Origin of the sequence: Streptomyces sp. NBC_00459 (assembly GCF_036013955.1) — a bacterium.
Taxonomy (GTDB): domain Bacteria; phylum Actinomycetota; class Actinomycetes; order Streptomycetales; family Streptomycetaceae; genus Streptomyces.
On sequence record NZ_CP107903.1, the window covers coordinates 3,792,751 to 3,817,746 of the forward strand.

A 24,996-nucleotide genomic window follows, 5' to 3' on the forward strand; every position below is an offset into this window, starting at 1 on the left:
GCCACCCCGTACGAAACGGAGTGGCCGCCCTTCAGCGAACGTACGCCTTACTGGTTGTACGGACCGTAGTCGTAGTCCTCCAGCGGAACGGCCTGGCCGGAGCCCGTGCCGAACGGCGAGTAGTCGATGTCGTCGTAGCCGACGGCCGAGTACATCGCGGCCTTCGCTTCCTCGGTCGGCTCGACCCGGATGTTGCGGTAGCGGGACAGACCCGTACCGGCCGGGATGAGCTTACCGATGATGACGTTCTCCTTGAGGCCGATGAGGCTGTCGGACTTGGCGTTGATCGCCGCGTCCGTCAGAACTCGGGTCGTCTCCTGGAAGGAGGCGGCCGACAGCCAGGACTCCGTCGCCAGCGAGGCCTTGGTGATACCCATCAGCTGCGGACGGCCGGAGGCCGGGTGGCCGCCTTCCTGGACCACACGACGGTTCTCGGTCTCGAACTTGCCACGCTCGACCAGCTCGCCGGGCAGCAGCTCGGCGTCGCCGGACTCGATGATCGTCACGCGGCGGAGCATCTGCCGGATGATGATCTCGATGTGCTTGTCGTGGATCGACACACCCTGCGAGTTGTAGACCTTCTGGACTTCGCCGACCAGGTGGACCTGGACCGCGCGCTGACCGAGGATCCGCAGCACGTCGTGCGGGTTGGTGGCACCGAAGGTGAGCTTCTGGCCCACCTCGACGTGGTCACCCTCACGCACCATGACCTTGGCGCGCTTCGAGATCGGGAACGCCGTCTCGTCGCTGCCGTCGTCCGGGGTGATGACGATCTTCTTGGTCTTCTCGGTCTCCTCGATACGGACGCGGCCGGCCGCCTCCGAGATCGGGGCGACACCCTTGGGCGTACGAGCCTCGAAGAGCTCGACGACACGGGGCAGACCCTGGGTGATGTCGTCACCGGCCACACCACCGGTGTGGAAGGTACGCATCGTCAGCTGGGTGCCGGGCTCACCGATGGACTGGGCGGCGATGATGCCGACCGCCTCACCGATGTCGACCAGCTTGCCGGTGGCCAGCGAACGGCCGTAGCACATGGCGCAGGTGCCGACGGCGGACTCGCAGGTCAGGACCGAGCGGGTCTTGACCTCCTCGACGCCGTGCCGGACCAGCTCGTCGATGAGGACGTCACCGAGGTCGGTGTTGGCCGGGGCCAGCACACGTCCGTCGATGGTGATGTCCTCGGCCAGCGCACGGGCGTACACCGACGTCTCGACGTTCTCGGTCTTGCGCAGCACACCGGCTTCGTCGCGCTCGGCGATCGCCAGCTTGAGGCCACGGTCGGTGCCGCAGTCCTCCTCGCGGATGATGACGTCCTGCGAGACGTCCACCAGACGACGGGTGAGGTAACCCGAGTCGGCGGTACGCAGGGCGGTGTCGGCGAGACCCTTACGGGCACCGTGGGTGGAGATGAAGTACTCCAGCACGGACAGGCCCTCGCGGAAGGACGCCTTGATGGGACGAGGAATCGTCTCGTTCTTGGCGTTCGACACCAGACCACGCATACCGGCGATCTGACGCATCTGCATCATGTTTCCTCGGGCACCCGAGTCAACCATCATGAAGATGGGGTTCGTCTTGGGGAAGTTCGCGTTCATCGCCTCGGCAACCTCGTTGGTCGCCTTGGTCCAGATCGCGATGAGTTCCTGCGTGCGCTCGTCCTTGGTGATCAGACCGCGCTCGTACTGCTTCTGGACCTTCTCGTCCTGGGCCTCGTAGCCCTTGACGATCTCCTTCTTCGCCTCGGGAACGACGATGTCGGAGATGGCCACGGTGACACCGGAGCGCGTGCCCCAGTAGAAGCCGGCCGCCTTCAGGTTGTCGAGCGTCGCCGCCACGATGACCTTGGGGTAGCGCTCGGCGAGGTCGTTGACGATCTCACCGAGCTGCTTCTTGCCCACCGAGTAGTCGACGAACGGGTAGTCCTCGGGCAGCAGCTCGTTGAAGAGCGCGCGGCCCAGGGTGGTGCGCAGGCGGAAGGTGTCCCCCTGCTGCCACTCGGGCTCGTTCTCCTCGCGGGCCGGCGGGGTCCAGCCGCGCGGCGGGATGGTGCCCACCGGGAAGCGGATGTCGATCGCCGACTGGAGCGCGAGCTCGCCGTTGTCGAACGCCATGGTCGCCTCGGCGGTGGAGCCGAACGCGCGGCCCTCGCCCTTGACGTCACGCAGTTCACCGTCGGTGGTGAGGAAGAACAGACCGAGGACCATGTCCTGGGTCGGCATCGTCACCGGACGGCCGTCGGCGGGCTTGAGGATGTTGTTCGAGGACAGCATCAGGATGCGGGCCTCGGCCTGCGCCTCCGCGGAGAGCGGCAGGTGGACGGCCATCTGGTCACCGTCGAAGTCCGCGTTGAACGCGGTGCAGACGAGCGGGTGGATCTGGATGGCCTTGCCCTCGACCAGCTGCGGCTCGAAGGCCTGGATGCCGAGGCGGTGCAGCGTGGGCGCACGGTTCAGCAGAACCGGGTGCTCCGCGATGACCTCTTCCAGCACGTCGTACACGACGGTCCGGCCACGCTCGACCATGCGCTTCGCAGACTTGATGTTCTGCGCGTGGTTGAGGTCGACCAGCCGCTTCATGACGAACGGCTTGAACAGCTCCAGCGCCATCGCCTTCGGCAGACCGCACTGGTGCAGCTTCAGCTGCGGACCGACGACGATCACGGAACGCGCGGAGTAGTCCACACGCTTGCCGAGCAGGTTCTGACGGAATCGACCCTGCTTGCCCTTCAGCATGTCGCTGAGGGACTTCAGCGGGCGGTTACCGGGACCGGTGACCGGACGGCCACGACGACCGTTGTCGAACAGCGCGTCGACGGCCTCCTGGAGCATGCGCTTCTCGTTGTTCACGATGATCTCGGGAGCACCGAGGTCGAGAAGCCGCTTCAGACGGTTGTTCCGGTTGATCACACGGCGGTACAGGTCGTTCAGGTCGGAGGTCGCGAAGCGGCCACCGTCCAGCTGCACCATCGGGCGAAGGTCCGGCGGGATGACCGGGACGCAGTCGAGAACCATGCCCTTGGGGCTGTTGGAGGTCTGCAGGAAGGCAGACACGACCTTCAGCCGCTTCAGCGCACGGGTCTTCTTCTGGCCCTTGCCGGTACGGATGATCTCGCGGAGGCGCTCGGCCTCCTCCTCCAGGTCGAAGGACTCCAGGCGCTTCTGCAGCGCCGCGGCACCCATCGAACCGTCGAAGTAGGTCCCGAAGCGGTCGCGCAGCTCGCGGTAGAGCAGCTCGTCGCCCTCCAGGTCCTGGACCTTGAGGTTCTTGAACCGGGTCCACACCTCGTCGAGGCGGTCGATCTCGCGCTGCGAACGGTCGCGCAGCTGCTTCATCTCCCGCTCGGCACCTTCGCGCACCTTGCGGCGTACGTCGGCCTTGGCGCCCTCGGCCTCCAGCTCGCCCAGGTCGCTTTCCAGCTTCTTGGCGCGGGCTTCGAGGTCGGAGTCGCGGCGGTTCTCGATCTGCTGCCGCTCGACCGAGACGTGCGCCTCCAGCGAGGGCAGGTCACGGGTACGGCGCTCGTCGTCGACGTACGTGATCATGTACGCCGCGAAGTAGATGACCTTTTCGAGGTCCTTCGGGGCGAGGTCGAGCAGGTAGCCAAGACGCGACGGAACGCCCTTGAAGTACCAGATGTGGGTGACGGGAGCGGCGAGCTCGATGTGGCCCATCCGCTCACGGCGCACCTTGGCGCGAGTGACCTCGACGCCACAGCGCTCACAGATGATGCCCTTGAAGCGGACGCGCTTGTACTTGCCGCAGTAGCACTCCCAGTCCCGGGTCGGACCGAAGATCTTCTCGCAGAAGAGTCCGTCCTTTTCGGGCTTGAGCGTGCGGTAGTTGATCGTCTCGGGCTTCTTGACCTCGCCGTGGCTCCACTGACGGATGTCGTCCGCCGTAGCCAGGCCGATCCGGAGCTCGTCGAAGAAGTTGACGTCGAGCACTATGCGTCAATCCCTCTCAGGGTTGTAAGTCATGGGGTCTGATACGGGGGTCCTGGGGCCGGCGGGCCTTGATCGCTCAAGGCCCGCCGAACTCCCGTCAGACCTCTTCGACGCTGCTCGGCTCACGCCGGGACAGGTCGATGCCGAGCTCCTCCGCCGCGCGGAAGACGTCCTCGTCGGTGTCACGCATTTCGATGGACATACCGTCACTGGACAGCACCTCCACGTTGAGGCAGAGAGACTGCATCTCCTTGATGAGCACCTTGAAGGACTCGGGGATGCCGGGCTCGGGGATGTTCTCGCCCTTGACGATGGCCTCGTAGACCTTCACGCGGCCGGTCACGTCGTCGGACTTGATGGTCAGCAGCTCCTGGAGGGCGTATGCGGCGCCGTATGCCTCCAGCGCCCACACCTCCATCTCGCCGAATCGCTGGCCACCGAACTGGGCCTTACCACCCAGCGGCTGCTGGGTGATCATCGAGTACGGACCGGTCGAACGGGCGTGGAGCTTGTCGTCGACCAGGTGGTGGAGCTTGAGGATGTACATGTAACCGACGGAGACGGGCTCCGGGAACGGCTCGCCGGAGCGGCCGTCGAACAGCGGGGCCTTACCGGTCGGGAGCACCATGCGCGAACCGTCGCGGTTCGGGATGGTGTGGTTGAGCAGACCGGCCAGCTCGTCCTCACGCGCACCGTCGAAGACGGGGGTGGCGACGTTGGTGCCGGGAGCGACCACGTCGGCCTCGATGGCCTGGAGTCGCTGCGCCCAGTCGTCCGCGAGGCCGGAGACGTCCCAGCCGCGGCTGGCGAGCCAGCCGAGGTGGATCTCCAGCACCTGTCCCGGGTTCATTCGGGACGGCACACCCAGCGGGTTGAGGATGATGTCGACCGGAGTTCCGTCCTCGAGGAACGGCATGTCCTCGATCGGAAGGATCTTCGAAATAACACCCTTGTTGCCGTGACGGCCGGCGAGCTTGTCACCGTCCGTGATCTTGCGCTTCTGCGCCACGTAGACCCGAACCAGCTGGTTCACGCCCGGCGGCAGCTCGTCGCCCTCTTCACGGTCGAAGACGCGGACACCGATGACCTTGCCGATCTCACCGTGCGGCACCTTCAGCGAGGTGTCGCGCACCTCGCGCGCCTTCTCACCGAAGATCGCGCGGAGCAGGCGCTCCTCGGGGGTCAGCTCGGTCTCACCCTTGGGCGTGACCTTGCCGACGAGGATGTCACCGGCGACGACCTCGGCACCGATGCGGATGATGCCGCGCTCGTCGAGGTCGGCGAGGACCTCCTCGGAGACGTTCGGGATGTCCCGGGTGATCTCCTCGGGGCCGAGCTTGGTGTCACGGGCGTCGACCTCGTGCTCCTCGATGTGGATCGAGGAGAGGACGTCGTCCTGGACGAGGCGCTGCGACAGGATGATCGCGTCCTCGTAGTTGTGACCCTCCCAGGGCATGAAGGCGACGAGCAGGTTCTTGCCCAGCGCCATCTCGCCTTCCTGGGTGGCCGGACCGTCGGCGAGCACCTGGTGCTCGACGACCCGGTCGCCCTCGTTGACAACAACCTTCTGGTTGACCGAGGTGCCCTGGTTGGACCGCGAGAACTTCGCGACGCGGTACGTGGTGTACGTGCCGTCGTCGTTGGCGACGGTGACGTAGTCCGCGGAGACCTCCTGGACCACACCCGCCTTCTCGGCCTTGATGACGTCGCCGGCGTCGACGGCGCAGCGGTACTCCATGCCCGTACCGACGAGGGGAGCCTCGGCGGTGATCAGCGGCACGGCCTGGCGCATCATGTTCGCGCCCATGAGGGCACGGTTGGCGTCGTCGTGCTCCAGGAAGGGGATCATCGCGGTCGCGACGGACACCATCTGGCGCGGGGAGACGTCCATGTAGTCGACGTCGTCGCCGGGGATGTAGTCGATCTCGCCGCCACGGCGGCGGACGAGTACGCGGGACTCCTCGAAGCGCATGTCGTCGGAGAGGATCGCGTTCGCCTGGGCGATGACGAAGCGGTCTTCCTCGTCGGCGGTCAGGTAGTCGACGTCGTCGGTGACGACACCCTCGACGACCTTGCGGTACGGGGTCTCGACGAACCCGAACGCGTTGACCCGGCCGTAGGAGGCGAGCGAGCCGATCAGACCGATGTTCGGGCCTTCAGGGGTCTCGATCGGACACATGCGGCCGTAGTGCGAGGGGTGCACGTCACGGACCTCGAAGCCGGCCCGCTCACGGGAGAGACCACCCGGGCCAAGAGCCGACAGACGGCGCTTGTGGGTGAGACCCGACAGCGGGTTGTTCTGGTCCATGAACTGCGACAGCTGGCTGGTGCCGAAGAACTCCTTGATGGAGGCGACGACCGGCCGGATGTTGATCAGGGTCTGCGGCGTGATCGCCTCGACGTCCTGGGTCGTCATGCGCTCGCGGACGACTCGCTCCATACGCGCCAGACCCGTACGGACCTGGTTCTGGATGAGCTCGCCGACGTTGCGCAGACGACGGTTGCCGAAGTGGTCGATGTCGTCGGTCTCGACGACGATCGTCGTGCCGTTGTCGCCAACGGTCTCGGTCTCACCGGCGTGCAGCTTCACCAGGTACTTGATCGTCGAGATGATGTCCTCGACGGTCAGCACACCGGCGTCCAGCGGGGCCTCGCCACCCAGCTTCTTGTTGACCTTGTAACGGCCGACCTTGGCGAGGTCATAGCGCTTCGGGTTGAAGTACAGGTTCTCCAGAAGCGTCTGCGCGGCCTCACGGGTCGGCGGCTCGCCCGGACGGAGCTTGCGGTAGATGTCGAGCAGCGCGTCGTCCTGGCCCTGGGTGTGGTCCTTCTCCAGGGTGGCGCGCATCGACTCGTACTCGCCGAACTCCTCAAGGATCTGCTCGGTCGTCCAACCGAGAGCCTTCAGCAGAACGGTCACTGACTGCTTGCGCTTGCGGTCGATGCGGACACCGACCATGTCGCGCTTGTCGATCTCCATCTCCAGCCAGGCACCCCGGGAGGGGATCACCTTGGAGGAGAAGATGTCCTTGTCGGACGTCTTGTCGATGGAGGAGTCGAAGTAGACACCCGGCGAACGGACCAGCTGCGACACGACGACACGCTCGGTGCCGTTGATGACGAAGGTGCCCTTGTTGGTCATGAGCGGGAAGTCGCCCATGAAGACCGTCTGGGACTTGATCTCGCCGGTCTCGTTGTTGGTGAACTCGGCCGTGACGAAGAGGGGCGCGGAGTACGTGAAGTCGCGCTCCTTGCACTCGTCGATCGAGTTCTTAGGAGGCTCGAAGCGGTGGTCGCGGAACGTCAGGGACATCGACCCGGAGAAGTCCTCGATCGGGGAGATCTCCTCGAAGATCTCCTCCAGACCGGACTTGGTGGGGACGTCCTGTCCGCTGTCCAGAGCCGCCTCGACACGAGCCTTCCACGCGGCGTTACCGAGCAGCCAGTCGAAGCTCTCGGTTTGCAGCGCAAGGAGGTTCGGAACCTCGAGGGGCTCCTTGATCTTTGCAAAAGAGATGCGCAGCGGGGCAGTGCTGGCGCCATGGTTCGGATTCGCGGAGGCAGTGCGCGAGGCGGCCAAGAGGGGGTCCTTCCGAGGGCTCGGACTCACTACGCGCGTACCGGCCCCCCACTGGGGCACAGAGACGGGCATTCCTCGACCGGCCGGAAAAGGCCAGGTCGGAGACGGTCCGATCGTCGGTGCTCAAGCGAGGGCATGCCCCTGGTGACGGGCAGGAGGCAGCTAACAGGCAGCGCAAAGGGTCAGTGTAGCCACTAGGCTCACTGATGTCCAGTGCGGGTTTTTGAAGACCCTCGTTGTTCTCAACCCCTGCTGCAAGCCACGCCCTCGATGCCACATCGATACTGCCCTGTTCGCCACCGATCCATGCCTCGGATTCGGATCGTTGTGACGACGCGTCCTGAGAATTGCGCGCTCTGTGCGGTTCGTCAAGGCCTCCATGCCCAAACCCGGTGCTGCCATCGTCACGTGCGGCACAGCATCAGGGGCGTTCAGAGGCACGACGAAGATCACCTTACTCGCCGTCACCGAGCGTGCAAGGCAGCCACGACCCGACCCCTCGAACGCCGAAGAGCGACCACCCAGATGGATGATCGCTCTTCACTGCGTCAGCGTTACAGGGCTACCAGAAGCCCTACGTCAGCTGCCGCGAGAGTCCTCGACGGACCCTCAGTGGGGTCACTTGACCTCGACGCCGGCGCCGGCGGCCTTGAGGGACTCGGCAGCCTTCTCGGCGGCCTCCTTGGCGACCTTCTCGAGAACGGGCTTCGGGGCGCCGTCCACGAGGTCCTTGGCCTCCTTGAGACCCAGCGAGGTCAGCTCACGCACGACCTTGATGACCTGGATCTTCTTCTCGCCGGCACCCGTGAGGATGACGTCGAACTCGTCCTGCTCCTCGACGGCGTCGGCAACGGCGGCGGGGCCGGCCGGGGCAGCGGCGACCGCGGCGGCGGCGGTGACGTCGAACTTCTCCTCGAAGGCCTTAACGAACTCGGAGAGCTCGATGAGGGTGAGGGTCTCGAACTGCGCGAGCAGCTCTTCCTGGGACAGCTTCGTCGCCATGTTGGGCGATCCTTCCAGTCAATTCGGCAGGTGCCGATGTAAGTGTCGGCGGGCGTACGTTCGGCCCGCGTCGACCGCCACGTCAGGCGGCGGTCAGAGTGCGAGCCGAATTACTCGGCACCGCCCTGCTCGGCGAGCTTGACGCGAAGCGCTTCCGCGGTGCGGACGAACTTCGACGGAAGCGCCTGGAAGAGCGAGGCAGCCTGAGACTGCTTGCCCTTCATGGCGCCCGCCAGCTTGGCGAGCAGAACCTCGCGGGACTCGAGGTCCGCAAGCTTCTTGATCTCGTCGGCGGACAGCGCCTTACCGTCAAGGACACCGCCCTTGATGACGAGGTTCGGGTTGTCCTTGGCGAAGTCACGAAGACCCTTCGCCGACGTCACCGGGTCACCGGTGATGAAGGCAACCGCCGTCGGACCGTTGAACAGGTCGTCGAGCGTCGAGATCCCGGCCTCGTTGGCCGCGATCTTGGTCAGCGTGTTCTTCACCACGGCGTACTGGGCGTCTTCACCGAGCGAACGACGCAGCGTCTTGAGCTGCGCCACGGTGAGACCCCGGTACTCGGTCAGCACAGCGGCGTTCGAGCTACGGAACTGGTCCGCGAGCTCGGCTACCGCGGCAGCCTTGTCGGGCCTTGCCATAAGCGTGGCCTCCTTCCGGGTGATGAGGACCGCTCAGAAGGAGACTGGGAAAACGAAACGCCCCGGCGCAGGCGCACGGGGCGTGAGCTCGACCAACCGAATTCCGTGAGCGGAGTCCGTCCGGGAGCACATCCACAGTCACACCTGCGCGGGTCGTCCGCAGTTCAGCGGATCCTTCGGCCACCAAGTCCTCTTACGAGCACAAGGCAACGACCAGCGGTCTTTGGCTTCTGGACGAGAGTACGTGAGGGCGTCCCCGTCAAGCAAATCCGCGCCCCTGCAAGGGGCGCGGGGAACTGCGCGACAAGCCCCCACGGCCCCGCAGACAAAAGAACCGCGCACCCACCGCAGGCTCTAACCGGCCTGCCCACCCTTCATCATCTCCGCCAGGTCCGCGACATCCTTCGCAGCCGGCGCAGCAATACTCACCGGCTTGTTGAAGTCGTCGAAGGTGATGGTCATGTCGAGGGGGCCCTTGTCGGCCGCGCCGCGCATCCGGAACTGCTTGGTGATGTCACCCTCGCCGATCCACATGTCCATCGTGAACTTGTCGATGCCCATCTTCTCGTACTGCTCAAGGCTCTTCTCGCGCTGCTCGCGGGTCACCTTGGTCTGCGACTTGAGGGAGTCCCGGAACTGGTCGAGGGTGACCGTGCCCTGGTAGTGGGTGGTCTTCACCCCGTCCACGGTCTCCTTGCCGACCTCCTTCACGTCCTTGGAGCCGGTGAGGAAGGTGGACTCCTGGGCGGGGTTCTTGTCGGCCTGGCCCGCGGCCCCGAGGGACCCGCCCGCGCCGCCCAGCGCGCCCATGTCGAACTTGATCCAGCTCTTGCCGTCCATCTCCTTGGCGGCTGCCGCGCCGCCGCCTATGAACATCGCCTTGTCGACGAGCCGGATCTCGGCGGTGCCGTCCGCGCCCTTGTCGAGGGCGGTGATCTTCATGCTCATCGCCACGTCGGGCTTGAGGCGCATCTTGGCCTCGGCCTTGACGCGGCCCTCCTCCGGCGTCTTGCCGGTCATCCGGTAGCTGAGGGAGGTGATGTCCTCCACGTTCTTCGCCGCCTTGGCGACAGCCGCCGCCGGCGTCATCTTCGGCGACTCCTCCGAAGCCCCCTTGGAACAGGCGACAGCACCCGTGCCGATGAGCAGCACAGCGAGGCCTGCGGTTCCCGCACGTACAACAGAAGCAGCCATGATTCCCCCAAGGAACACTGCGAACACACGGTCGATTCACAGAGACCGTGAGCCTAACCCGGTGGGGCGGATGAGGCTTCCGAATTCCCCAACAGGTCCTTGAAGTCCGCGGTGTCCCCGGCGTCCGGCGCCGCGACCGCCGCCTTCACTCCGTACGCGCTGTAGTACGCCGTCGAGGACATCCGCCCGCTCGACAGCTCGCCCCGCTCGACCTTCTTGACCAGCAGATTCCGGTCGTTGACCCAGATGTCGACCGTCTCGGTGGTGACACCGGCCTGGACGAGCTGCTCCTTGAGGGCGGAGTCGGCGAGGGCGGCCACCTCCACCGCGCCCGAGTAGTGCGTCGTACGCTCCCCGCGCACCGTCTCCGTCCCGGCCCTGCGGACGTCGCCCGAGGCCAGCAGGAGCTTGACCGGCTGGATCGGGGCGGTGTTGCGCAGCTGGTCCTTCAGATACGTCCCCGAGCCGCCGGGCAGGTCGGCCAGGTCGTCGTAGTCGTACCTGATCCAGTGCTTGCCTCGCATCCGGGCGGCGAACTTGTCGCCGACCTTGGCGTAATAGGCGTCGGGCAGCAGCCTGGCCTCCATGGAGGAGCTGTTGAGCGCCCGCATGGACTCGGCCAGCTCTCCCCCGGTGTACGTGATGCTGAGCCTGCCCACCGGCTCACCGGCCCAGCCGAGAACGCCGGCCGTCCGCATGGAGAGCAGGTCACCCATGACGGAGGAGGAGCTGACCCGGGCGGAACCGGCCAGGTCGGTGGCCTTCTCGACGGCGTGCAGGGCGGCGGCCGTACGGGCGTCGAGGCGGTCCGCGCCCCGGGTCTGCTCGGCGCCCCCGTCGTCGGGTTCACCGGAGAAACTGCACGCGGACATCGTCGCGCCCACCGCGACCAGCACGGCGGTGACCACGACCGGCCGGACTCCCCGCCGCAGGCCCCGTATGCCCCGTACGCCGCTGTCCCTCATCCGTAACCAACCCCCTCGTACACCCCGTGATCTTCACGCTAACCCCTCGGTACGACAACGGGCCCCGCACCTCGAAAGGTTGCGGGGCCCGTCGTACGAACGCGTACGCGCGGCTACCGGGGTGAGCGGGAGGCTCAGACGGCGGCCGGGTCCTCCTCGACGAGGAGGTTGCGGGTGCGGTTGGGGTCGAGCGGAACACCGGGGCCGATCGTCGTGCTGACGGCGGCCTTCTTGATGTAACGGCCCTTGGCGGCGGACGGCTTCAGACGGAGGATCTCCTCCAGCGCGGCGCCGTAGTTCTCCACCAGCTTGGTGTCGTCGAACGACGTCTTGCCGATGATGAAGTGCAGGTTCGAGTGCTTGTCGACGCGGAACTCGATCTTGCCGCCCTTGATCTCGGTCACGGCCTTGACCACGTCCGGGGTCACGGTGCCCGTCTTCGGGTTCGGCATCAGACCACGCGGGCCGAGGACGCGGCCGAGGCGGCCGACCTTGCCCATGAGGTCCGGGGTGGCGACGACGGCGTCGAAGTCCAGACGGCCCTTCGCCACCTCGTCGATCAGTTCGTCGGAGCCGACGATGTCGGCGCCCGCGGCGGTCGCGGCCTCGGCACGGTCACCGGTCGCGAAGACCAGGACCCGGGCGGTCTTACCGGTGCCGTGCGGGAGGTTCACGGTGCCACGGACCATCTGGTCGGCCTTGCGCGGGTCTACACCCAGGCGGAAGGCGACCTCGACGGTGCCGTCGAACTTGCTCGTGGAGGTCTCCTTGGCGAGACGGACGGCCTCGAGCGGGGCGTAGAGCTTGTCCCGGTCGATCTTGGCGTCCGCAGCGCGGAGAGACTTGCTGCGCTTGCTCACTTCTGCTCCTGATGTTGTTCCGAGGAGTCGTGGTACGGACCGAGCAGGTCCTGCCACGCACTGCTTAAGGCTTACGAGGTGGGGCTCAGCCCTCGACCGTGATGCCCATCGAACGGGCGGTGCCGGCGATGATCTTCGACGCGGCGTCCAGGTCGTTGGCGTTCAGGTCGGGAAGCTTGGTCGTGGCGATCTCACGGACCTGCGCCTCGGTGATCTTGGCGACCTTGGTCTTGTGCGGCTCGCCAGAGCCCTTCTCGACACCCGCGGCCTTGAGGATCATCTTCGCGGCCGGCGGCGTCTTGGTGATGAAGGTGAAGGAGCGGTCTTCGTAGACCGTGATCTCCACCGGGATCACCCAGCCACGCTGCGACTCGGTCGCGGCGTTGTAGGCCTTGCAGAACTCCATGATGTTGACGCCGTGCTGGCCGAGCGCGGGCCCGACCGGCGGGGCGGGGTTGGCCGCTCCGGCGTTGATCTGGAGCTTGATGAGCCCCGTGACCTTCTTCTTCTTGGGAGGCATTGCTCTCTCCGGGTCCTAGTGAGAGTTTTCAGCCCCCTTTCCGGATCATCCGGACGGAGGCATACCGCACAACGATAACGGGTATCCATGCGCGGCCAAAAACCGAGCAGGTCAGACCGTCCCCCGCAAGCGGGAGGTGCCCCCAGTAGGAGCATGGTCTGACCTGGTCGGAGGCATCTGTTCCAGAAGTGCTAGTTCTTCTGGATCTGGTCGAACGACAGCTCGACCGGGGTCTCGCGGCCGAAGATCTCGACGAGGCCCTTGACCTTCTTCGAGTCGGCGTTGATCTCGTTGATGGTCGCCTGCAGCGTCGCGAACGGGCCGTCGGTGACGGTGACCGAGTCGCCGACCTCGAAGTCCAGCACCTGGACCTCGAGCTTGCGGGACGGAGCCGGCCTGCCCTCGGCCTCGGCGGCCTCACGGGCGGCCTTCTCCTCGGCCTCCGGCGCGAGCATCTTGACGATCTCGTCCAGGGTCAGCGGGTACGGGTCGTACGCGTTGCCCACGAAGCCGGTGACACCGGGGGTGTTGCGGACGACGCCCCAGGACTCGTTCGTCAGGTCCATGCGGACGAGAACGTATCCGGGAAGCTTGTTCTGGCGGACCGTCTTGCGCTCGCCGTTCTTGATCTGGGCGACCTCTTCCTGCGGCACCTCGGCCTGGAAGATGAAGTCCTCGACGTTGAGCGAGACGGCACGCTGTTCGAGGTTGGTCTTCACACGGTTCTCGTAACCGGCGTACGTGTGGATGACGTACCACTCACCGGGGAGCGTGCGCAGTTCCTCGCGGAGGGCCTCGACGGGGTCGACGGGCTCGGCCTCTTCCTCGACCTCTTCGGCCTCGACGAGCTCTTCGTCCTCGTCGGCATCGGCCTCGGTGACGTCGGCGTCCTCATCGTCCTCGATGTGGACGGCGTCTTCCTCGGCGGGCTCCCCCACGGCGGCGTCCGCAGCGTCCACCTCGTCCTCGACCTCGTCAACGCCCTCGACGATGTCGAGCTCGTCATCCACGGACTCGTCCGGCACGATGGCGTCGTTCAGGTTCGGGTCAGACACGGTGGCTGCTTCTTCCTGGATACATGTGGGTGGAACATGCGAAAGGGGCGCCGCACCCGGCGCCCTTCGCTCTTGGCTCAGCCGAAGACGTACTTGGCGGCTTTGTCGAGGCCAAAGTCAATCACAGTCACCAGGCCGATCATGACGATCACAAAGACGATCACCACGGTCGTGTACGTCGTCAGCTGGTTGCGCGTGGGCCAGACGACCTTGCGGAGCTCCGCGACAATCTGGCGGTAGAAAACCGCGAGACGCTTCAGCGGGCCCTTCTTGGCGCGCTTACCGCCCTTACGAGTCTTCTTGTCCGACTCGGGCGCCTCATCCTGGGCATCAGGCATATCGATGGAGCCCACGGCGTCCGCCATTCGTCCTCACCTGTTCCCGGGTCGTGGCCGTGCCGCGCCCGGTCTGAGCCGCACGGCGATGCATTGCAGTACGTACATGCGCACACCGCCTGGTGAAAGGCGCGTGTAGCAGGGCCGGAGGGACTTGAACCCCCAACCGCTGGTTTTGGAGACCAGTGCTCTACCAATTGAGCTACGACCCTTTGTGGTTACTCCAACGTACCGTACTCGTCCGGATGCAGGGTGTGCACCGAATAAGCGCGGGCCGGTGAAGGCCAACGAGGTGAGAGTGTACGTGCTTCGGAGCCGGTCGTCGAACAGAAAGCGCCCGCCGGGCCGTTGCGGGCGGAAGATCGCCCAGCCCAGGTGTCGGATCCGGACGCTTGTTCAGCCGTCGACCCTGCCTGGTGACCGTCCGCCGTTCCCGTAGGTGGTCCGGGCTGACCAATAGGTGAAACCCGTGTGCCGGGGAGGTTTCCGGTCTGAAACGATGGGCACCATGAGCGCTGCAACCCCTTCCACCGCGCGCCGGGTCTCCGCCCGAGTCGGCGCGATCTCCGAGTCCGCCACCCTCGCCGTGGACGCCAAGGCCAAGGCCCTGAAGGCCGCCGGGCGCCCGGTGATCGGCTTCGGCGCCGGTGAGCCGGACTTCCCGACCCCGGACTACATCGTCCAGGCCGCCGTCGAGGCCTGCTCGAACCCCAAGTACCACCGCTACACGCCGGCCGGCGGTCTGCCCGAGCTGAAGGCCGCGATCGTCGCCAAGACGCTCCGCGACTCGAACTACGAGGTGGACGCCTCCCAGGTCCTGGTGACCAACGGCGGCAAGCAGGCCATCTACGAGGCGTTCGCCGCGATCCTCGACCCGGGCGACGAGGTCATCGTCCCGGCCCCGTACTGGACGACGTACCCGGAGTCGATCCGTCTCGCCGGCGGTGTCCCGGTCGAGGTCGTCGCGGACGAGACCACCGGCTACCGGGTCAGCGTGGAGCAGCTGGAGGCGGCCCGTACCGAGCGGACGAAGGTCGTCCTGTTCGTCTCCCCCTCGAACCCGACCGGCGCGGTCTACAGCGCCGAGGACACCGAGGCGATCGGCCGCTGGGCCGTGGAGCACGGTCTGTGGGTGCTGACGGACGAGATCTACGAGCACCTCGTCTACGGCGACGCGAAGTTCACCTCGCTCCCCGCGATCCTCCCCGAGCTGCGCGACAAGTGCATCGTGGTCAACGGTGTCGCCAAGACGTACGCCATGACGGGCTGGCGGGTCGGCTGGATCATCGGCCCGAAGGACGTCGTCAAGGCCGCGACGAACCTCCAGTCGCACGCGACGTCCAACGTGTCGAACGTGGCCCAGGTCGCCGCCCTCGCCGCCGTCTCCGGGAACCTGGACGCCGTCGCGGAGATGCGCGTGGCCTTCGACCGCCGCCGCCACACCATCGTGCGGATGCTCAACGAGATCGACGGTGTGATCTGCCCGGAGCCCGAGGGCGCCTTCTACGTCTACCCGTCGGTGAAGGCCCTGCTGGGCAAGGAGATCCGCGGCAAGCGCCCGCAGGACTCGGTCGAGCTGGCCGCGCTGATCCTGGACGAGGTCGAGGTGGCCGTCGTACCCGGTGAGGCGTTCGGCACACCGGGCTACCTGCGCCTGTCGTACGCCCTGGGCGACGAGGACCTCGTCGAGGGCGTCAGCCGCATGCAGAAGCTGCTGGCCGAGGCGACGGACTGAACCCTGTACGGAACCTCGTACAGAACCTCGTGAGACGAGTGGGCCGCTTCCCTTCGGGGAGGCGGCCTTCTCTCGTCTCTCGGTACGAGCGTCAGTGCGAGCAAGACCACGTTCAGGGAAAGCGCTACCGATACGAGCCGGACGTACGGCAGGATCCGAGAATGGAGCACGTACGTGATGTCTCTGAACTGCCGAAAGCCCATCTGCATCTGCACTTCACCGGGTCGATGCGGTCCGCGACCCTGCTGGAACTGGCCGACAAGTACGGTGTGCGGCTGCCCGAGGCGCTGACCGACGCCCTCACCAGTGGCGAGCCGCCGAAACTCCGGGCGACCGACGAGCGGGGCTGGTTCCGCTTCCAACGGCTGTACGACGCGGCCCGGTCCTGTCTGCGGGAGCCCGAGGACATCCAGCGGCTGGTCCGCGAGGCCGCCGAGGAGGACGCGAAGGACGGCTCGGGCTGGCTGGAGATCCAGGTCGACCCGACGTCGTACGCCCCTCGTCTGGGTGGTCTCATCCCGGCGCTGGAGATCATCCTGGACGCGGTGGAGACCGCGGGCCGGGAGACCGGGATCGGGATGCGGGTCCTGGTGGCCGCGAACCGGATGAAGCACCCCCTGGACGCGCGCACGCTGGCCCGCCTCGCCGTGCGGTACGCGGACCGGGGTGTCGTGGGCTTCGGGCTCTCGAACGACGAACGGCGGGGCATGGCCCGGGACTTCGACCGGGCCTTCGCCATCGCGCGCGAGGGGGGTCTGCTGTCGGCCCCGCACGGCGGCGAGCTGACGGGACCGTCATCGGTCCGCGACTGTCTGGACGACCTGCACGCGACCCGGATCGGCCACGGGGTGCGGGCGGCGGAGGACCCGCGCCTGTTGAAGCGCCTCGCGGACCGCCAGATCACCTGCGAGGTGTGCCCGGCGTCGAACGTCGCCCTGGGGGTGTACGAGAAGCCCGAGGACGTGCCGTTGCGCAAGCTCTTCGAGGCCGGTGTGCCGCTGGCGCTGGGCGCCGACGACCCGCTGCTGTTCGGCTCACGGCTCGCGGCCCAGTACGAGATCGCCCGCGAGTACCACGCCTTCACGGACGCGGAACTGGCCGAACTGGCCCGCCAGTCGGTGCGCGGTTCGGCGGCACCCGAGGGCGTACAGACGAAGCTCCTGGCGGGGATCGACGACTGGCTGACCTCGTAGCCCTGGGGTCCCCAGGGGATTCCTAGAGGCTGACGCCGACCGTCACCGGTTCGTTGACGAGGGTGACCCCGAAGGCGTCCCGGACCCCGGTGACGACCTCGCGGGCGAGGGCGAGCAGGTCCTCCGTGGTGGCCCGGCCGCGGTTGGTGAGGGCCAGGGTGTGCTTGGTGGAGATTCGGGCGGGTCCGGTGCCGTACCCCTTGGTGAAGCCGGCCTTGTCGATCAGCCAGGCCGCCGAGGTCTTGGTGCGGCCCTCTCCTGCCGGGTAGGCGGGCGGTACGGCATCGGTGCCGAGCCGCTCCGCCACGCGCGCGTGGAACGCGGCGAACTCGGCGTCCGTGAGGATCGGGTTGGTGAAGAAGGACCCGGCGGACCAGGTGTCGTGGTCCTCGGGGTCCAGGACCATGCCCTTCCCCGCGCGCAGCTTCAGCACGGTCTCGCGGGCCGCGTCCAGCGCCACCCGCTCGCCGGGCTCGACACCGAGGGCGCGGGCCGTCTCGGCGTACTTCAGGGGCGCCGACAGCCCGTTCGCGTCCTCCAGGGCGAAGCGGACGCGCAGGACGACATGGCGCTCGGGGTCCGCCTTGAAACGGCTGTGGCGGTACGAGAAGGCGCAGTCGGGGCCCGCGATGGTGACCGTCTCGCGGGTGACCCGGTCGTAGGCGACGACCTCGGTGATCGTCGAGGACACCTCCTGCCCGTACGCACCCACGTTCTGGATGGGTGTCGCACCCGCCGAACCAGGGATTCCGGCGAGGCACTCGATCCCGGCGAGCCCAGCCTCGACCGTGCGCGCGACGGCGTCGGTCCACACCTCGCCGGCGGCCAGCTCCAGCTCCGTGCCGTCGAGGTCGACGCCGGTCGTGGCGATCCGCAGAGCCGTGCCCGCGAACCCCTTGTCGCCGATGACCAGGTTCGAGCCGCCGCCGATGACCAGCAGCGGGGTTCCGGAGTCGTCGGCCTCGCGGACGGCGGCGACGACCTCGGCGTCGGTCGTCGCCGTGATCAGCCGGTCCGCGGGACCTCCGAGCCGGAAGGTGGTCAGCGGGGCGAGGGGCGCGTCGTGGATTTCCTGCACGCGCCAAGACTACGAGACGGTTCCCGGGGACCACGCGGGCGTGAGCCCGTTCACCCGCGCGCCCGCCCATCCTCTGGCAGCAGCACGCGCGCGTACGGCCCCGCCGGCGAGGATCGGGGCCGTACGCGCGTGCAGCGGTCCTACGGGGGTTCAGTGGGCGGCCGTCTCCAGCACCGGCGCCGGCTCGGCGGACTCAGTCTTCGGCGCGGGGCGACGGGTGGCCGGGATCAGGAGGGCCGCGACGCCCGCGAGGGCGACCACCGCGGAGCCGACCACCAGGGCGGGCCGGAGACCGTCGACGAAGGTCTGGCCGGTCTCGTAGCCGCCCTGGGCCGCGAAGATCGATCCCATGACGGCGATGCCGAGAGCGCCGCCGACCTCGCGCAGGGCGTTGTTGGCCCCGGAGGCGATGCCCTGTTCGCTCGGGCGGACGCCGGACATCACCAGGTTGGCGGCCGGTGCGAAGAACAGGGCCATGCCGATGCCGCTGATGATCAGGCCGGGCAGCTGGATGGCGTAGGAGGCGTCCGCCGTGACCACGAAGGCCATGTAGCCGAGGCCGGCGGCCTGGAGGAAGAGGCCGGTGGCGACGACCGGCCGGCCGCCGATCCGGTCGGAGAGGATGCCGGCGATCGGGGCGACGAGCATCGGCATACCGGTCCAGGGCAGCATCCGCAGGCCCGCCTCGGTGGGCGAGTAGCCGAGTACGCCCTGCATGTACTGGCTGAGCAGGAAGATCGACCCGAACATCCCGAGGAACATCAGCAGGGAGGCCGCGTTGATCCCGGCGAAGGCGCGGGAGCGGAAGAGGCGCATGGGCAGCATCGGGTTCTTCGCCCGGATGCCGTGGACGACGAAGGCGACGAGGAGCGCACCGCCCGCGATCAGCCCGGTCAGGACGTAGGAGCTGGTCCAGCCGTCGGCCGGGCCACGCACGAGCCCGTAGACGATGCCGAACAGGCCGCCGCTGGCCAGCAGGGTGCCGGTGACGTCGAGCGGGGCGCCGGTGCCGTGCGACTCGGCGAGGCGCAGCCGGGCGAGCGGCAGCAGGGCGAGGCCCAGCGGAACGTTCAGCCAGAAGATCCAGTGCCAGGAGATGTGCTCGGTGAGGCTGCCCCCGATGAGCGGTCCGGAGGCCACGGCGAGACCGTTGACGGCACCCCAGATGCCGAACGCCATTCCGCGCTTGGCGGCCGGGACGGCGGCCGTGAGCAGGGTCAGCGTCAGCGGCATCATGATCGCCGCGCCGACGCCCTGGACCGCGCGGGCGGCGATCAGCGAGTCGATGCCGGGGGCCATGGCCGCGGCGGCGGAGGCGCCGGTGAAGACGGTGAGCCCCACGATGAACAGCCGACGTCGGCCGAAGCGGTCACCGAGGGCCGCGCCGAACATCAGCAGCACGGCGAAGGTGAGCGTGTAGGCACTCACGGTCCATTCCAGGTCCCCCAGCGCTCCCCCGAGATCCTTGCGGATGGAGGGCAGCGCGGTGGTGACGACGAGGTTGTCGAGGGCCGCCATGAACCCGGCGACGCTGGTGATGACGAGCGCCCAGACGGCTCCACCGCGCGGTGCGCCGGTCCTGCTCTGATCTCGCTGCTCGCTCTGCTGCTCTGACATCTCTCCCCCTGGGGATGATCGCTGCCGATGGTTCCGATGAGGTGACTTAGTTATTGATCACTAACTTTTACGGTCAAACGAAGGCCGCGAACACCGGCCCGTACCCCTCAGGGTTCGACCCGCCCCTTGATCTGCGCCGAGGGCCACATCCCCTGCCAGACCCGATGCCCGGACGGAAACCCCATGGCCGCAAGGGTGTTGATGAGCATCCCGTAGGCCAGGAAGGTCGTCGTCTCCTCCCCGACGGGCACCTCCACGGCATCCCAGAGCTTCATCCAGCCGGCCCGCACGGCCTCGCCGAACTCATGGTCGCCCTCGGCCTCGGCGGCGGCGACAGCCACGTACGTCTGCATCTGCATCTGCAGCCGCTCGGGGTGCTCACTGATCAACTGCGCGTACGCGTCCGCCATGGAATGCAGGGCTTCCTCACCCTCCAGCCCTTCGGCCGCCTCCCCCAGGACCCGACACACATCACCCATGCACCGCTGGGAGGCAGCGGCGAACATCGCCTTCTTGCCCGGGAAGAGTCGGAAGAGGTACGGCTGCGAGACGCCCACCCGCTTGGCGATCGCCTCGGTGGAGGTGCCGTAGTAGCCCCTCTGCGCGAACTCGGTGATCGCCGCGCGGATGACGCTCTCGCGTCGCTCCTCTGCGCTCATCCTGACCATGCGAGTAAGTTAGTACTCAATCACTAACCATGTCAACGGATCCCCGAAGCTGGAACTGGGTAAGGGGCGCCCGCCATAGCGAACGCCCCTTACCAAGCACCGGAATTCATCGAACTGTCGTGCTCAGCCCAGCCGGACGACAGCCCGGGACATGCCCAGCACCTTCTGTCCCGCGCACATCGCGAGGAGGTCGACGCGGACCGTGTTGTCGTCGAGCTTGGCCCCGACCTTGCCGCTGACCTCGATGGTCGCGCCCTGATCGTCGTTCGGGACGACGACCGGCTTGGTGAAGCGGACGCCGTACTCGACGACAGCCCCCGGGTCGCCGACCCAGTCGGTGACGACGCGGATCGCCTCGGCCATCGTGAACATGCCGTGCGCGATGACGTCGGGCAGACCGACCTCGACCGCGAACTTCTCGTTCCAGTGGATGGGGTTGAAGTCCCCCGAGGCGCCCGCGTACTGGACGAGGGTGGCGCGGGTCACGGGAAACGTCTGCGCGGGCAGTTCGGTGCCGACCTCGACGTCGGCGTAGGAGATCTTCGCGGAATCGTTCGCGGAATTGGCCGTCATGGGGTCAGCCCTCCTCGGCCGGGCGGGCGACGAGCTTGGTCCAGGCGGTCACGACGTGCTCGCCCGCCTCGTCGTGGACCTCGCCGCGGATGTCGATGATCTCGTTGCCCGCCATGGACTTGACGGCCTCGATGGTCGAGGTGACGGTGAGCCGGTCGCCGGCGCGGACGGGGCGGACGTAGGCGAACTTCTGGTCGCCGTGCACCACCCGGCTGTAGTCCAGACCGAGCCGCGGGTCCGCAACGACGTCTGCCGCCGCCTTGAAGGTGATCGTGAACACAAAGGTGGGCGGGGCGATCACATCGGAGTGACCGAGGGCCTTGGCTGCCTCGGGGTCCGTGTACGCGGGGTTGGCGTCACCCACCGCCTCCGCGAACTCGCGGATCTTCTCCCGGCCGACCTCATAGGGCTCGGTGGGCGGATAGGACCGCCCCACGAAGGACTGGTCGAGCGCCATGGGCTCGGCACCTCCTGAATCGAACTGGATCGCACTGGTCGCGTGGTCGCATGGTTCGCGGCTGCTGTGCTGCTGTAACGACGCGAGGCCGCCCCCCAACCAACAGGGGACGGCCTCGACGTACGAGCCTGATTTATCGCGTTTCGCGATGCGCGGTGTGCGCATTGCAACGCGGGCAGTGCTTCTTCATCTCCATTCGATCCGGGTTGTTACGCCGGTTCTTCTTGGTGATGTAGTTCCGCTCCTTGCACTCCACGCAGGCCAGCGTGATCTTCGGGCGGACGTCGGTGGCAGCCACAGGAGTGCTCCTTGACGAACGGATGGGACGTTGAACGCATACGAGAGTAGCCGATCGAAGGACCGACCCCGCAATCGGCTACTGTCAGTAGCGGTGACCGGACTTGAACCGGTGACACAGCGATTATGAGCCGCTTGCTCTACCGACTGAGCTACACCGCTGTGATGCGATCGGACCCCGTCTTGCGACGGGGACCTCTCACACCAGAGCCCCAATGCGGAATCGAACCGCAGACCTTCTCCTTACCATGGAGACGCTCTACCGACTGAGCTATTGGGGCGAGCGATGAAGACATTACACGCTCGCCACCGTTCACCCAAATCCGTTTCGCGGCACCCTCCCCGGCCTGTTCCGGCCCCCGTTCCGCACTCCGCCCGCGTTCCGTCCGGGCTCCCAAAACCCCTTCCCCAGCAGCCTCGAAGCCCCCTTCCGCAACCACTCCCGCAACCACTCCGGCATCCGCTCCCACACCCCCTCGCCAGCGAACTTTCCCGTCCGGCGGACCACACCGGTACGACTATTGCGCTCCTCCGCAACAGGGGAGGACGCCCGCCCTAGGCTCGACTCACTCTGCGTGATCTTGTGTCCCCGCTTGCGCGCAGCCGCCCCCGAGCACAGGAGCGCGATGCCCGACAGCCAGCCGCAGCCGCCCCGCTCCTCGTCGCCCGCTTCTTCGGGGGACCCGGCAGCGCTTCTCCTGTGTGGGGCACGTCTCACCGACGGCCGGACCGTGGACGTACGGCTGGGCGGCGGCCGTATCGAGGCGGTCGGTACGGTCGGCAGTCTCAGCGCGTACGCCGCCCGCGTCGACCTCAGCGGCTACCTGCTCCTGCCGGCCCCCGCCGAACCGCACGCGCACGGCGACACGGCCCTGTCCGCCGACGCCGACGGCCCGGTCTCCTACGACCCTCAGGACGTCCAGCGCCGGGCCACCGAGGCCGCTCTGCTCCAACTGGGCCACGGGGCCACAGCGTTGCGCTCGCACGTCCGCATCGGCGACGTACCGGGGCTGGGGGCCCTGGCCGCCGTACTGCAGGCGCGGCGGGCCCTGCGCGGCCTCGCCGAACTGACGGCGGTGGCGATGCCGCGCGTACTGACCGGCGCCGCCGGGGCGGACGGTCTGGCGATGCTGAGGGACGCCGTCAAGATGGGCGCCTCGGTGGTGGGCGGCTGCCCGGACCGCGACCCCGATCCGACCGGCTATGTGGAGGCGGTCCTGGAGGTCGCCTCGGAACACGGCTGCCCGGTCGATCTGCACACGGACGGTGACGACCCGGCCCGGCTGGCCCGGCTGGCGGCGATGGCGGGCGGTCTGCGCCCCGGCGTGGCCATCGGCCCCTGCGGCGGCCTCGGTCGGCTCCCCGCCGAAGTGGCCTCGCGGGCGGCGGACCAACTCGCCGCGGCGGGCGTGACGGTGACATGCCTCCCCCAGGGCGGCTGCGGCGGCGCGGAACGCCGTGCCACGGCTCCGGTACGACTGCTGCGGGCGGCCGGGGTACGGGTGGCGGCGGGCAGCGGCGCGCTGCGGGACGTGTCGAACCCGGTGGGCCGCGGGGACCCCCTGGAGGCGGCGTATCTGCTCGCGTCCCGGCACGGCCTGCGCCCGGAGGAGGCGTACGACGCCGTGAGCACGTCGGCGCGGGCGGTGCTCGGCCTGCCGGAGGTGCGGGTGGAGGCGGGCTTCCCGGCGGAGCTGCTGGCGGTCCGGGGCGACCGTCTGGCCGGCGCGCTGTCTCTCGCCTACAGCCGAATCGTGGTGCACAGGGGGCGCGTTGTGGCACGGACCAGCGCGGTGCGGGAGTACTGCAACACACCGGCAGTGGCCGCGCTGGACCTGCCGCGGCAGGGGCGTACGGGGCAGTCGTGAGGTGAGTGAACGGTGAGGCTTCGGCAGTGCGGACGGACGTCGTGCGGGCTGTGCGGCGAACGGGTTCGGCGGGGCGTACGGTCGAAGGCATGCGCATTGTCATCGCTGGAGGTCATGGTCAGATCGCGTTGCGGCTGGAGCGTCTGCTCGCCGCGCGTGGTGACGAGGTCGCGGGCATCATCCGCCGCCCCGAACAGAGCGACGATCTGAGGGCGGCCGGTGCGGAACCGGTCGTGTGCGACCTCGAGTCGGCGTCGGTGGAGGAGGTCGCGGAGCTGCTGCGGGGCGCTGACGCGGCGGTCTTCGCGGCGGGCGCGGGCCCGGGCAGCGGGACGGCCCGCAAGGACACGGTGGACCGGGGAGCGGCGGTGCTGTTCGCGGACGCGGCGGTCCGGGCGGGAGTACGCAGGCACGTGGTCGTGTCGTCGATGGGCGCGGATCCGGCCCACCGGGGTGACGACGTCTTCGACGTCTACCAGCGGGCGAAGGGCGAGGCCGACGCGTACGTCAGCGGCCTGGACGCGCTCGACTGGACGATCCTGCGCCCCGGCGCCCTGACGGACGACGCCGGCACGGGCCGCGTACGCCTGGAGGCCGACACGGGGCGCGGCTCCATCCCGCGCGACGACGTGGCCGCCGTCATCACGGAACTACTGGACACTCCGGCGACAGCGGGCCTGACGCTGGAGCTGATCGGCGGTTCGACGCCGGTTTCGGTCGCGGTGAAATCGGTCGCGGGGAACTGAGGGCGAGCGGACGAACGGTTGACGCGCCGGGGCCAGAAGATCGGCAGGGGCTAGAAGAGGGGCAGCTGGCCGGGGAATTCGGGTTGGACGTACCCGTCCAACGACGGCTGGGCCGCCCCGAGTTCCGCCTGCCGCCGCGATCCCGGGCACGAAACGAGCTCCCCGCTCCCCCGGGCTCCCTGCGGATCGTGCCGCGCGAACCTCCCGGCGACGACAGCGATCTCCCGCCGACACTCGGGACAGCTCCGGCGACGGGACGACGACACGAACGACGGCCGTGACAGCGATGACATGGGGTCACTCTCCCTCATGGCTCCAACGCGCGCCCGCAACGAAAAGACCCACTTGGCAACGCGTGGATTCGAACTGCGGAAGACAGCGGCGACGTGCCCCCCGTACGGCGATTCCTCACGACTGAGCGGCCCGTGGGCGCCGTCCGTGCCTCGTCCACGGATTCCGAAAGGGAGCGTTCGAACACGATGCGGAGTGAGATAGTGCACTGCTCTCACGGACGCACGACAAAGGGCCCGTCACCTGCGATGAAGTAGGTGACGGGCCCTTTGTTCAACCTGTGGCGGCGCCAGGGTTCGAACCTGGGTAGGCTGAGCCGGCAGATTTACAGTCTGCTCCCTTTGGCCGCTCGGGCACACCGCCAGGGTTTGCTG

At 67.7% G+C, this 24,996-nt stretch carries 21 protein-coding genes and 4 tRNA genes; 4 read left to right on the forward strand and 21 right to left on the reverse strand.

Annotation, left to right across the window (positions count from 1 at the left end):
• Positions 1–47 precede the first annotated feature (47 nt).
• The 11 genes from OHN74_RS16460 to OHN74_RS16510 all read right to left on the reverse strand — a co-directional run bounded on the left by OHN74_RS16460 (position 48) and on the right by OHN74_RS16510 (position 14,311).
• The gene (locus OHN74_RS16460) at positions 48–3,947 is read right to left on the reverse strand and encodes a DNA-directed RNA polymerase subunit beta' (protein WP_189147768.1); all 3,900 of its coding nucleotides are present in this window, start codon (positions 3,945–3,947) and stop codon (positions 48–50) included.
• 97 nt (positions 3,948–4,044) lie between these two features.
• On the reverse strand, positions 4,045–7,527 hold the full coding sequence (gene rpoB / locus OHN74_RS16465) for a DNA-directed RNA polymerase subunit beta (RefSeq protein WP_327695289.1): 3,483 nt from the start codon (positions 7,525–7,527) through the stop codon (positions 4,045–4,047).
• Between the two features lie 618 nt (positions 7,528–8,145).
• Positions 8,146–8,529: a 50S ribosomal protein L7/L12 gene (gene rplL / locus OHN74_RS16470; RefSeq protein WP_327695290.1), complete on the reverse strand. Its 384-nt coding sequence runs from the start codon at positions 8,527–8,529 to the stop codon at positions 8,146–8,148.
• Between the two features lie 110 nt (positions 8,530–8,639).
• Positions 8,640–9,170 (reverse strand): 50S ribosomal protein L10, encoded by a 531-nt coding sequence (gene rplJ, locus OHN74_RS16475; RefSeq protein WP_020132671.1) that lies wholly within the window; start codon positions 9,168–9,170, stop codon positions 8,640–8,642.
• Between the two features lie 354 nt (positions 9,171–9,524).
• Positions 9,525–10,364: a DUF1396 domain-containing protein gene (locus tag OHN74_RS16480; RefSeq protein ID WP_327695291.1), complete on the reverse strand. Its 840-nt coding sequence runs from the start codon at positions 10,362–10,364 to the stop codon at positions 9,525–9,527.
• Between the two features lie 53 nt (positions 10,365–10,417).
• Positions 10,418–11,329 (reverse strand): hypothetical protein, encoded by a 912-nt coding sequence (locus OHN74_RS16485; protein ID WP_327695292.1) that lies wholly within the window; start codon positions 11,327–11,329, stop codon positions 10,418–10,420.
• Positions 11,330–11,463: 134 nt separating this feature from the next.
• Positions 11,464–12,189, reverse strand: a complete 726-nt coding sequence (rplA, locus tag OHN74_RS16490) for a 50S ribosomal protein L1 (RefSeq protein ID WP_327695293.1) — start codon at positions 12,187–12,189, stop codon at positions 11,464–11,466.
• 85 nt (positions 12,190–12,274) lie between these two features.
• Entirely contained in the window at positions 12,275–12,709 is a 435-nt protein-coding gene (rplK, locus tag OHN74_RS16495) for a 50S ribosomal protein L11 (RefSeq protein WP_020132675.1), read from the reverse strand.
• Between the two features lie 191 nt (positions 12,710–12,900).
• Positions 12,901–13,764, reverse strand: a complete 864-nt coding sequence (gene nusG, locus OHN74_RS16500) for a transcription termination/antitermination protein NusG (protein ID WP_327695294.1) — start codon at positions 13,762–13,764, stop codon at positions 12,901–12,903.
• A 77-nt stretch (positions 13,765–13,841) separates the two neighbouring features.
• Positions 13,842–14,129: a preprotein translocase subunit SecE gene (gene secE, locus OHN74_RS16505; protein ID WP_327695295.1), complete on the reverse strand. Its 288-nt coding sequence runs from the start codon at positions 14,127–14,129 to the stop codon at positions 13,842–13,844.
• Between the two features lie 109 nt (positions 14,130–14,238).
• Positions 14,239–14,311, reverse strand: a tRNA-Trp gene (locus OHN74_RS16510).
• Between the two features lie 296 nt (positions 14,312–14,607).
• Here OHN74_RS16510 and OHN74_RS16515 point away from each other — a divergent pair.
• Together OHN74_RS16515 and OHN74_RS16520 are read left to right on the forward strand one after the other, a co-directional pair.
• The gene (locus OHN74_RS16515; RefSeq protein ID WP_327695296.1) at positions 14,608–15,834 is read left to right on the forward strand and encodes a pyridoxal phosphate-dependent aminotransferase; all 1,227 of its coding nucleotides are present in this window, start codon (positions 14,608–14,610) and stop codon (positions 15,832–15,834) included.
• 161 nt (positions 15,835–15,995) lie between these two features.
• Complete coding sequence (locus OHN74_RS16520; RefSeq protein ID WP_327695297.1) at positions 15,996–17,027, forward strand: adenosine deaminase; 1,032 nt, start codon at positions 15,996–15,998, stop codon at positions 17,025–17,027.
• Between the two features lie 22 nt (positions 17,028–17,049).
• On the opposite strand, the gene OHN74_RS16525 is transcribed toward OHN74_RS16520, so the two are convergent.
• The 8 genes from OHN74_RS16525 to OHN74_RS16560 form a co-directional block, all read right to left on the reverse strand.
• On the reverse strand, positions 17,050–18,105 hold the full coding sequence (locus OHN74_RS16525) for a UDP-N-acetylmuramate dehydrogenase (RefSeq protein WP_327695298.1): 1,056 nt from the start codon (positions 18,103–18,105) through the stop codon (positions 17,050–17,052).
• A 150-nt stretch (positions 18,106–18,255) separates the two neighbouring features.
• A complete protein-coding gene (locus tag OHN74_RS16530; protein WP_327695299.1) occupies positions 18,256–19,722 on the reverse strand; it encodes a DHA2 family efflux MFS transporter permease subunit in 1,467 nt (488 codons plus the stop codon).
• Between the two features lie 107 nt (positions 19,723–19,829).
• A complete protein-coding gene (locus OHN74_RS16535; RefSeq protein ID WP_327695300.1) occupies positions 19,830–20,390 on the reverse strand; it encodes a TetR/AcrR family transcriptional regulator in 561 nt (186 codons plus the stop codon).
• A 123-nt stretch (positions 20,391–20,513) separates the two neighbouring features.
• Entirely contained in the window at positions 20,514–20,963 is a 450-nt protein-coding gene (locus OHN74_RS16540) for a MaoC family dehydratase (RefSeq protein ID WP_327695301.1), read from the reverse strand.
• 4 nt (positions 20,964–20,967) lie between these two features.
• Entirely contained in the window at positions 20,968–21,420 is a 453-nt protein-coding gene (locus OHN74_RS16545) for a MaoC family dehydratase N-terminal domain-containing protein (RefSeq protein ID WP_327695302.1), read from the reverse strand.
• Between the two features lie 133 nt (positions 21,421–21,553).
• Positions 21,554–21,718, reverse strand: coding sequence for a 50S ribosomal protein L33 (gene rpmG / locus OHN74_RS16550; protein ID WP_018834916.1), 165 nt, complete (start codon positions 21,716–21,718; stop codon positions 21,554–21,556).
• Positions 21,719–21,806: 88 nt separating this feature from the next.
• Positions 21,807–21,879: transfer RNA gene (locus OHN74_RS16555), tRNA-Met, on the reverse strand.
• A gap of 46 nt (positions 21,880–21,925) precedes the next feature.
• Positions 21,926–21,998 (reverse strand) — tRNA-Thr (locus tag OHN74_RS16560).
• 345 nt (positions 21,999–22,343) lie between these two features.
• Here OHN74_RS16560 and OHN74_RS16565 point away from each other — a divergent pair.
• Together OHN74_RS16565 and OHN74_RS16570 are read left to right on the forward strand one after the other, a co-directional pair.
• Positions 22,344–23,585: an amidohydrolase family protein gene (locus OHN74_RS16565; protein ID WP_327695303.1), complete on the forward strand. Its 1,242-nt coding sequence runs from the start codon at positions 22,344–22,346 to the stop codon at positions 23,583–23,585.
• An 89-nt stretch (positions 23,586–23,674) separates the two neighbouring features.
• Positions 23,675–24,331 (forward strand): SDR family oxidoreductase, encoded by a 657-nt coding sequence (locus OHN74_RS16570; protein WP_327695304.1) that lies wholly within the window; start codon positions 23,675–23,677, stop codon positions 24,329–24,331.
• A 50-nt stretch (positions 24,332–24,381) separates the two neighbouring features.
• On the opposite strand, the gene OHN74_RS16575 is transcribed toward OHN74_RS16570, so the two are convergent.
• Together OHN74_RS16575 and OHN74_RS16580 are read right to left on the reverse strand one after the other, a co-directional pair.
• Positions 24,382–24,624 carry a hypothetical protein gene (locus OHN74_RS16575; protein WP_164319099.1) on the reverse strand — a complete coding sequence of 81 codons (243 nt, stop codon included), beginning with the start codon at positions 24,622–24,624 and terminating at the stop codon, positions 24,382–24,384.
• A gap of 279 nt (positions 24,625–24,903) precedes the next feature.
• Positions 24,904–24,985, reverse strand: a tRNA-Tyr gene (locus tag OHN74_RS16580).
• Between the last annotated feature and the right edge of the window lie 11 nt (positions 24,986–24,996).

Coding starts and splice junctions, on each gene's coding strand:
- OHN74_RS16540 (WP_327695301.1), bottom strand. CDS start 20,963: ATGACGGCCAATTCCGCGAACGATTCCGCGAAGATCTCCTACGCCGAC.
- OHN74_RS16515 (WP_327695296.1), top strand. CDS start 14,608: ATGAGCGCTGCAACCCCTTCCACCGCGCGCCGGGTCTCCGCCCGAGTC.
- OHN74_RS16575 (WP_164319099.1), bottom strand. CDS start 24,624: ATGTCATCGCTGTCACGGCCGTCGTTCGTGTCGTCGTCCCGTCGCCGG.
- OHN74_RS16545 (WP_327695302.1), bottom strand. CDS start 21,420: ATGGCGCTCGACCAGTCCTTCGTGGGGCGGTCCTATCCGCCCACCGAG.
- secE (WP_327695295.1), bottom strand. CDS start 14,129: ATGGCGGACGCCGTGGGCTCCATCGATATGCCTGATGCCCAGGATGAG.
- OHN74_RS16565 (WP_327695303.1), top strand. CDS start 22,344: ATGCCCGACAGCCAGCCGCAGCCGCCCCGCTCCTCGTCGCCCGCTTCT.
- OHN74_RS16535 (WP_327695300.1), bottom strand. CDS start 20,390: ATGGTCAGGATGAGCGCAGAGGAGCGACGCGAGAGCGTCATCCGCGCG.
- OHN74_RS16480 (WP_327695291.1), bottom strand. CDS start 10,364: ATGGCTGCTTCTGTTGTACGTGCGGGAACCGCAGGCCTCGCTGTGCTG.
- OHN74_RS16520 (WP_327695297.1), top strand. CDS start 15,996: ATGGAGCACGTACGTGATGTCTCTGAACTGCCGAAAGCCCATCTGCAT.
- OHN74_RS16485 (WP_327695292.1), bottom strand. CDS start 11,329: ATGAGGGACAGCGGCGTACGGGGCATACGGGGCCTGCGGCGGGGAGTC.
- rplL (WP_327695290.1), bottom strand. CDS start 8,529: ATGGCGACGAAGCTGTCCCAGGAAGAGCTGCTCGCGCAGTTCGAGACC.
- OHN74_RS16570 (WP_327695304.1), top strand. CDS start 23,675: ATGCGCATTGTCATCGCTGGAGGTCATGGTCAGATCGCGTTGCGGCTG.
- OHN74_RS16530 (WP_327695299.1), bottom strand. CDS start 19,722: ATGTCAGAGCAGCAGAGCGAGCAGCGAGATCAGAGCAGGACCGGCGCA.
- rplK (WP_020132675.1), bottom strand. CDS start 12,709: ATGCCTCCCAAGAAGAAGAAGGTCACGGGGCTCATCAAGCTCCAGATC.
- rplJ (WP_020132671.1), bottom strand. CDS start 9,170: ATGGCAAGGCCCGACAAGGCTGCCGCGGTAGCCGAGCTCGCGGACCAG.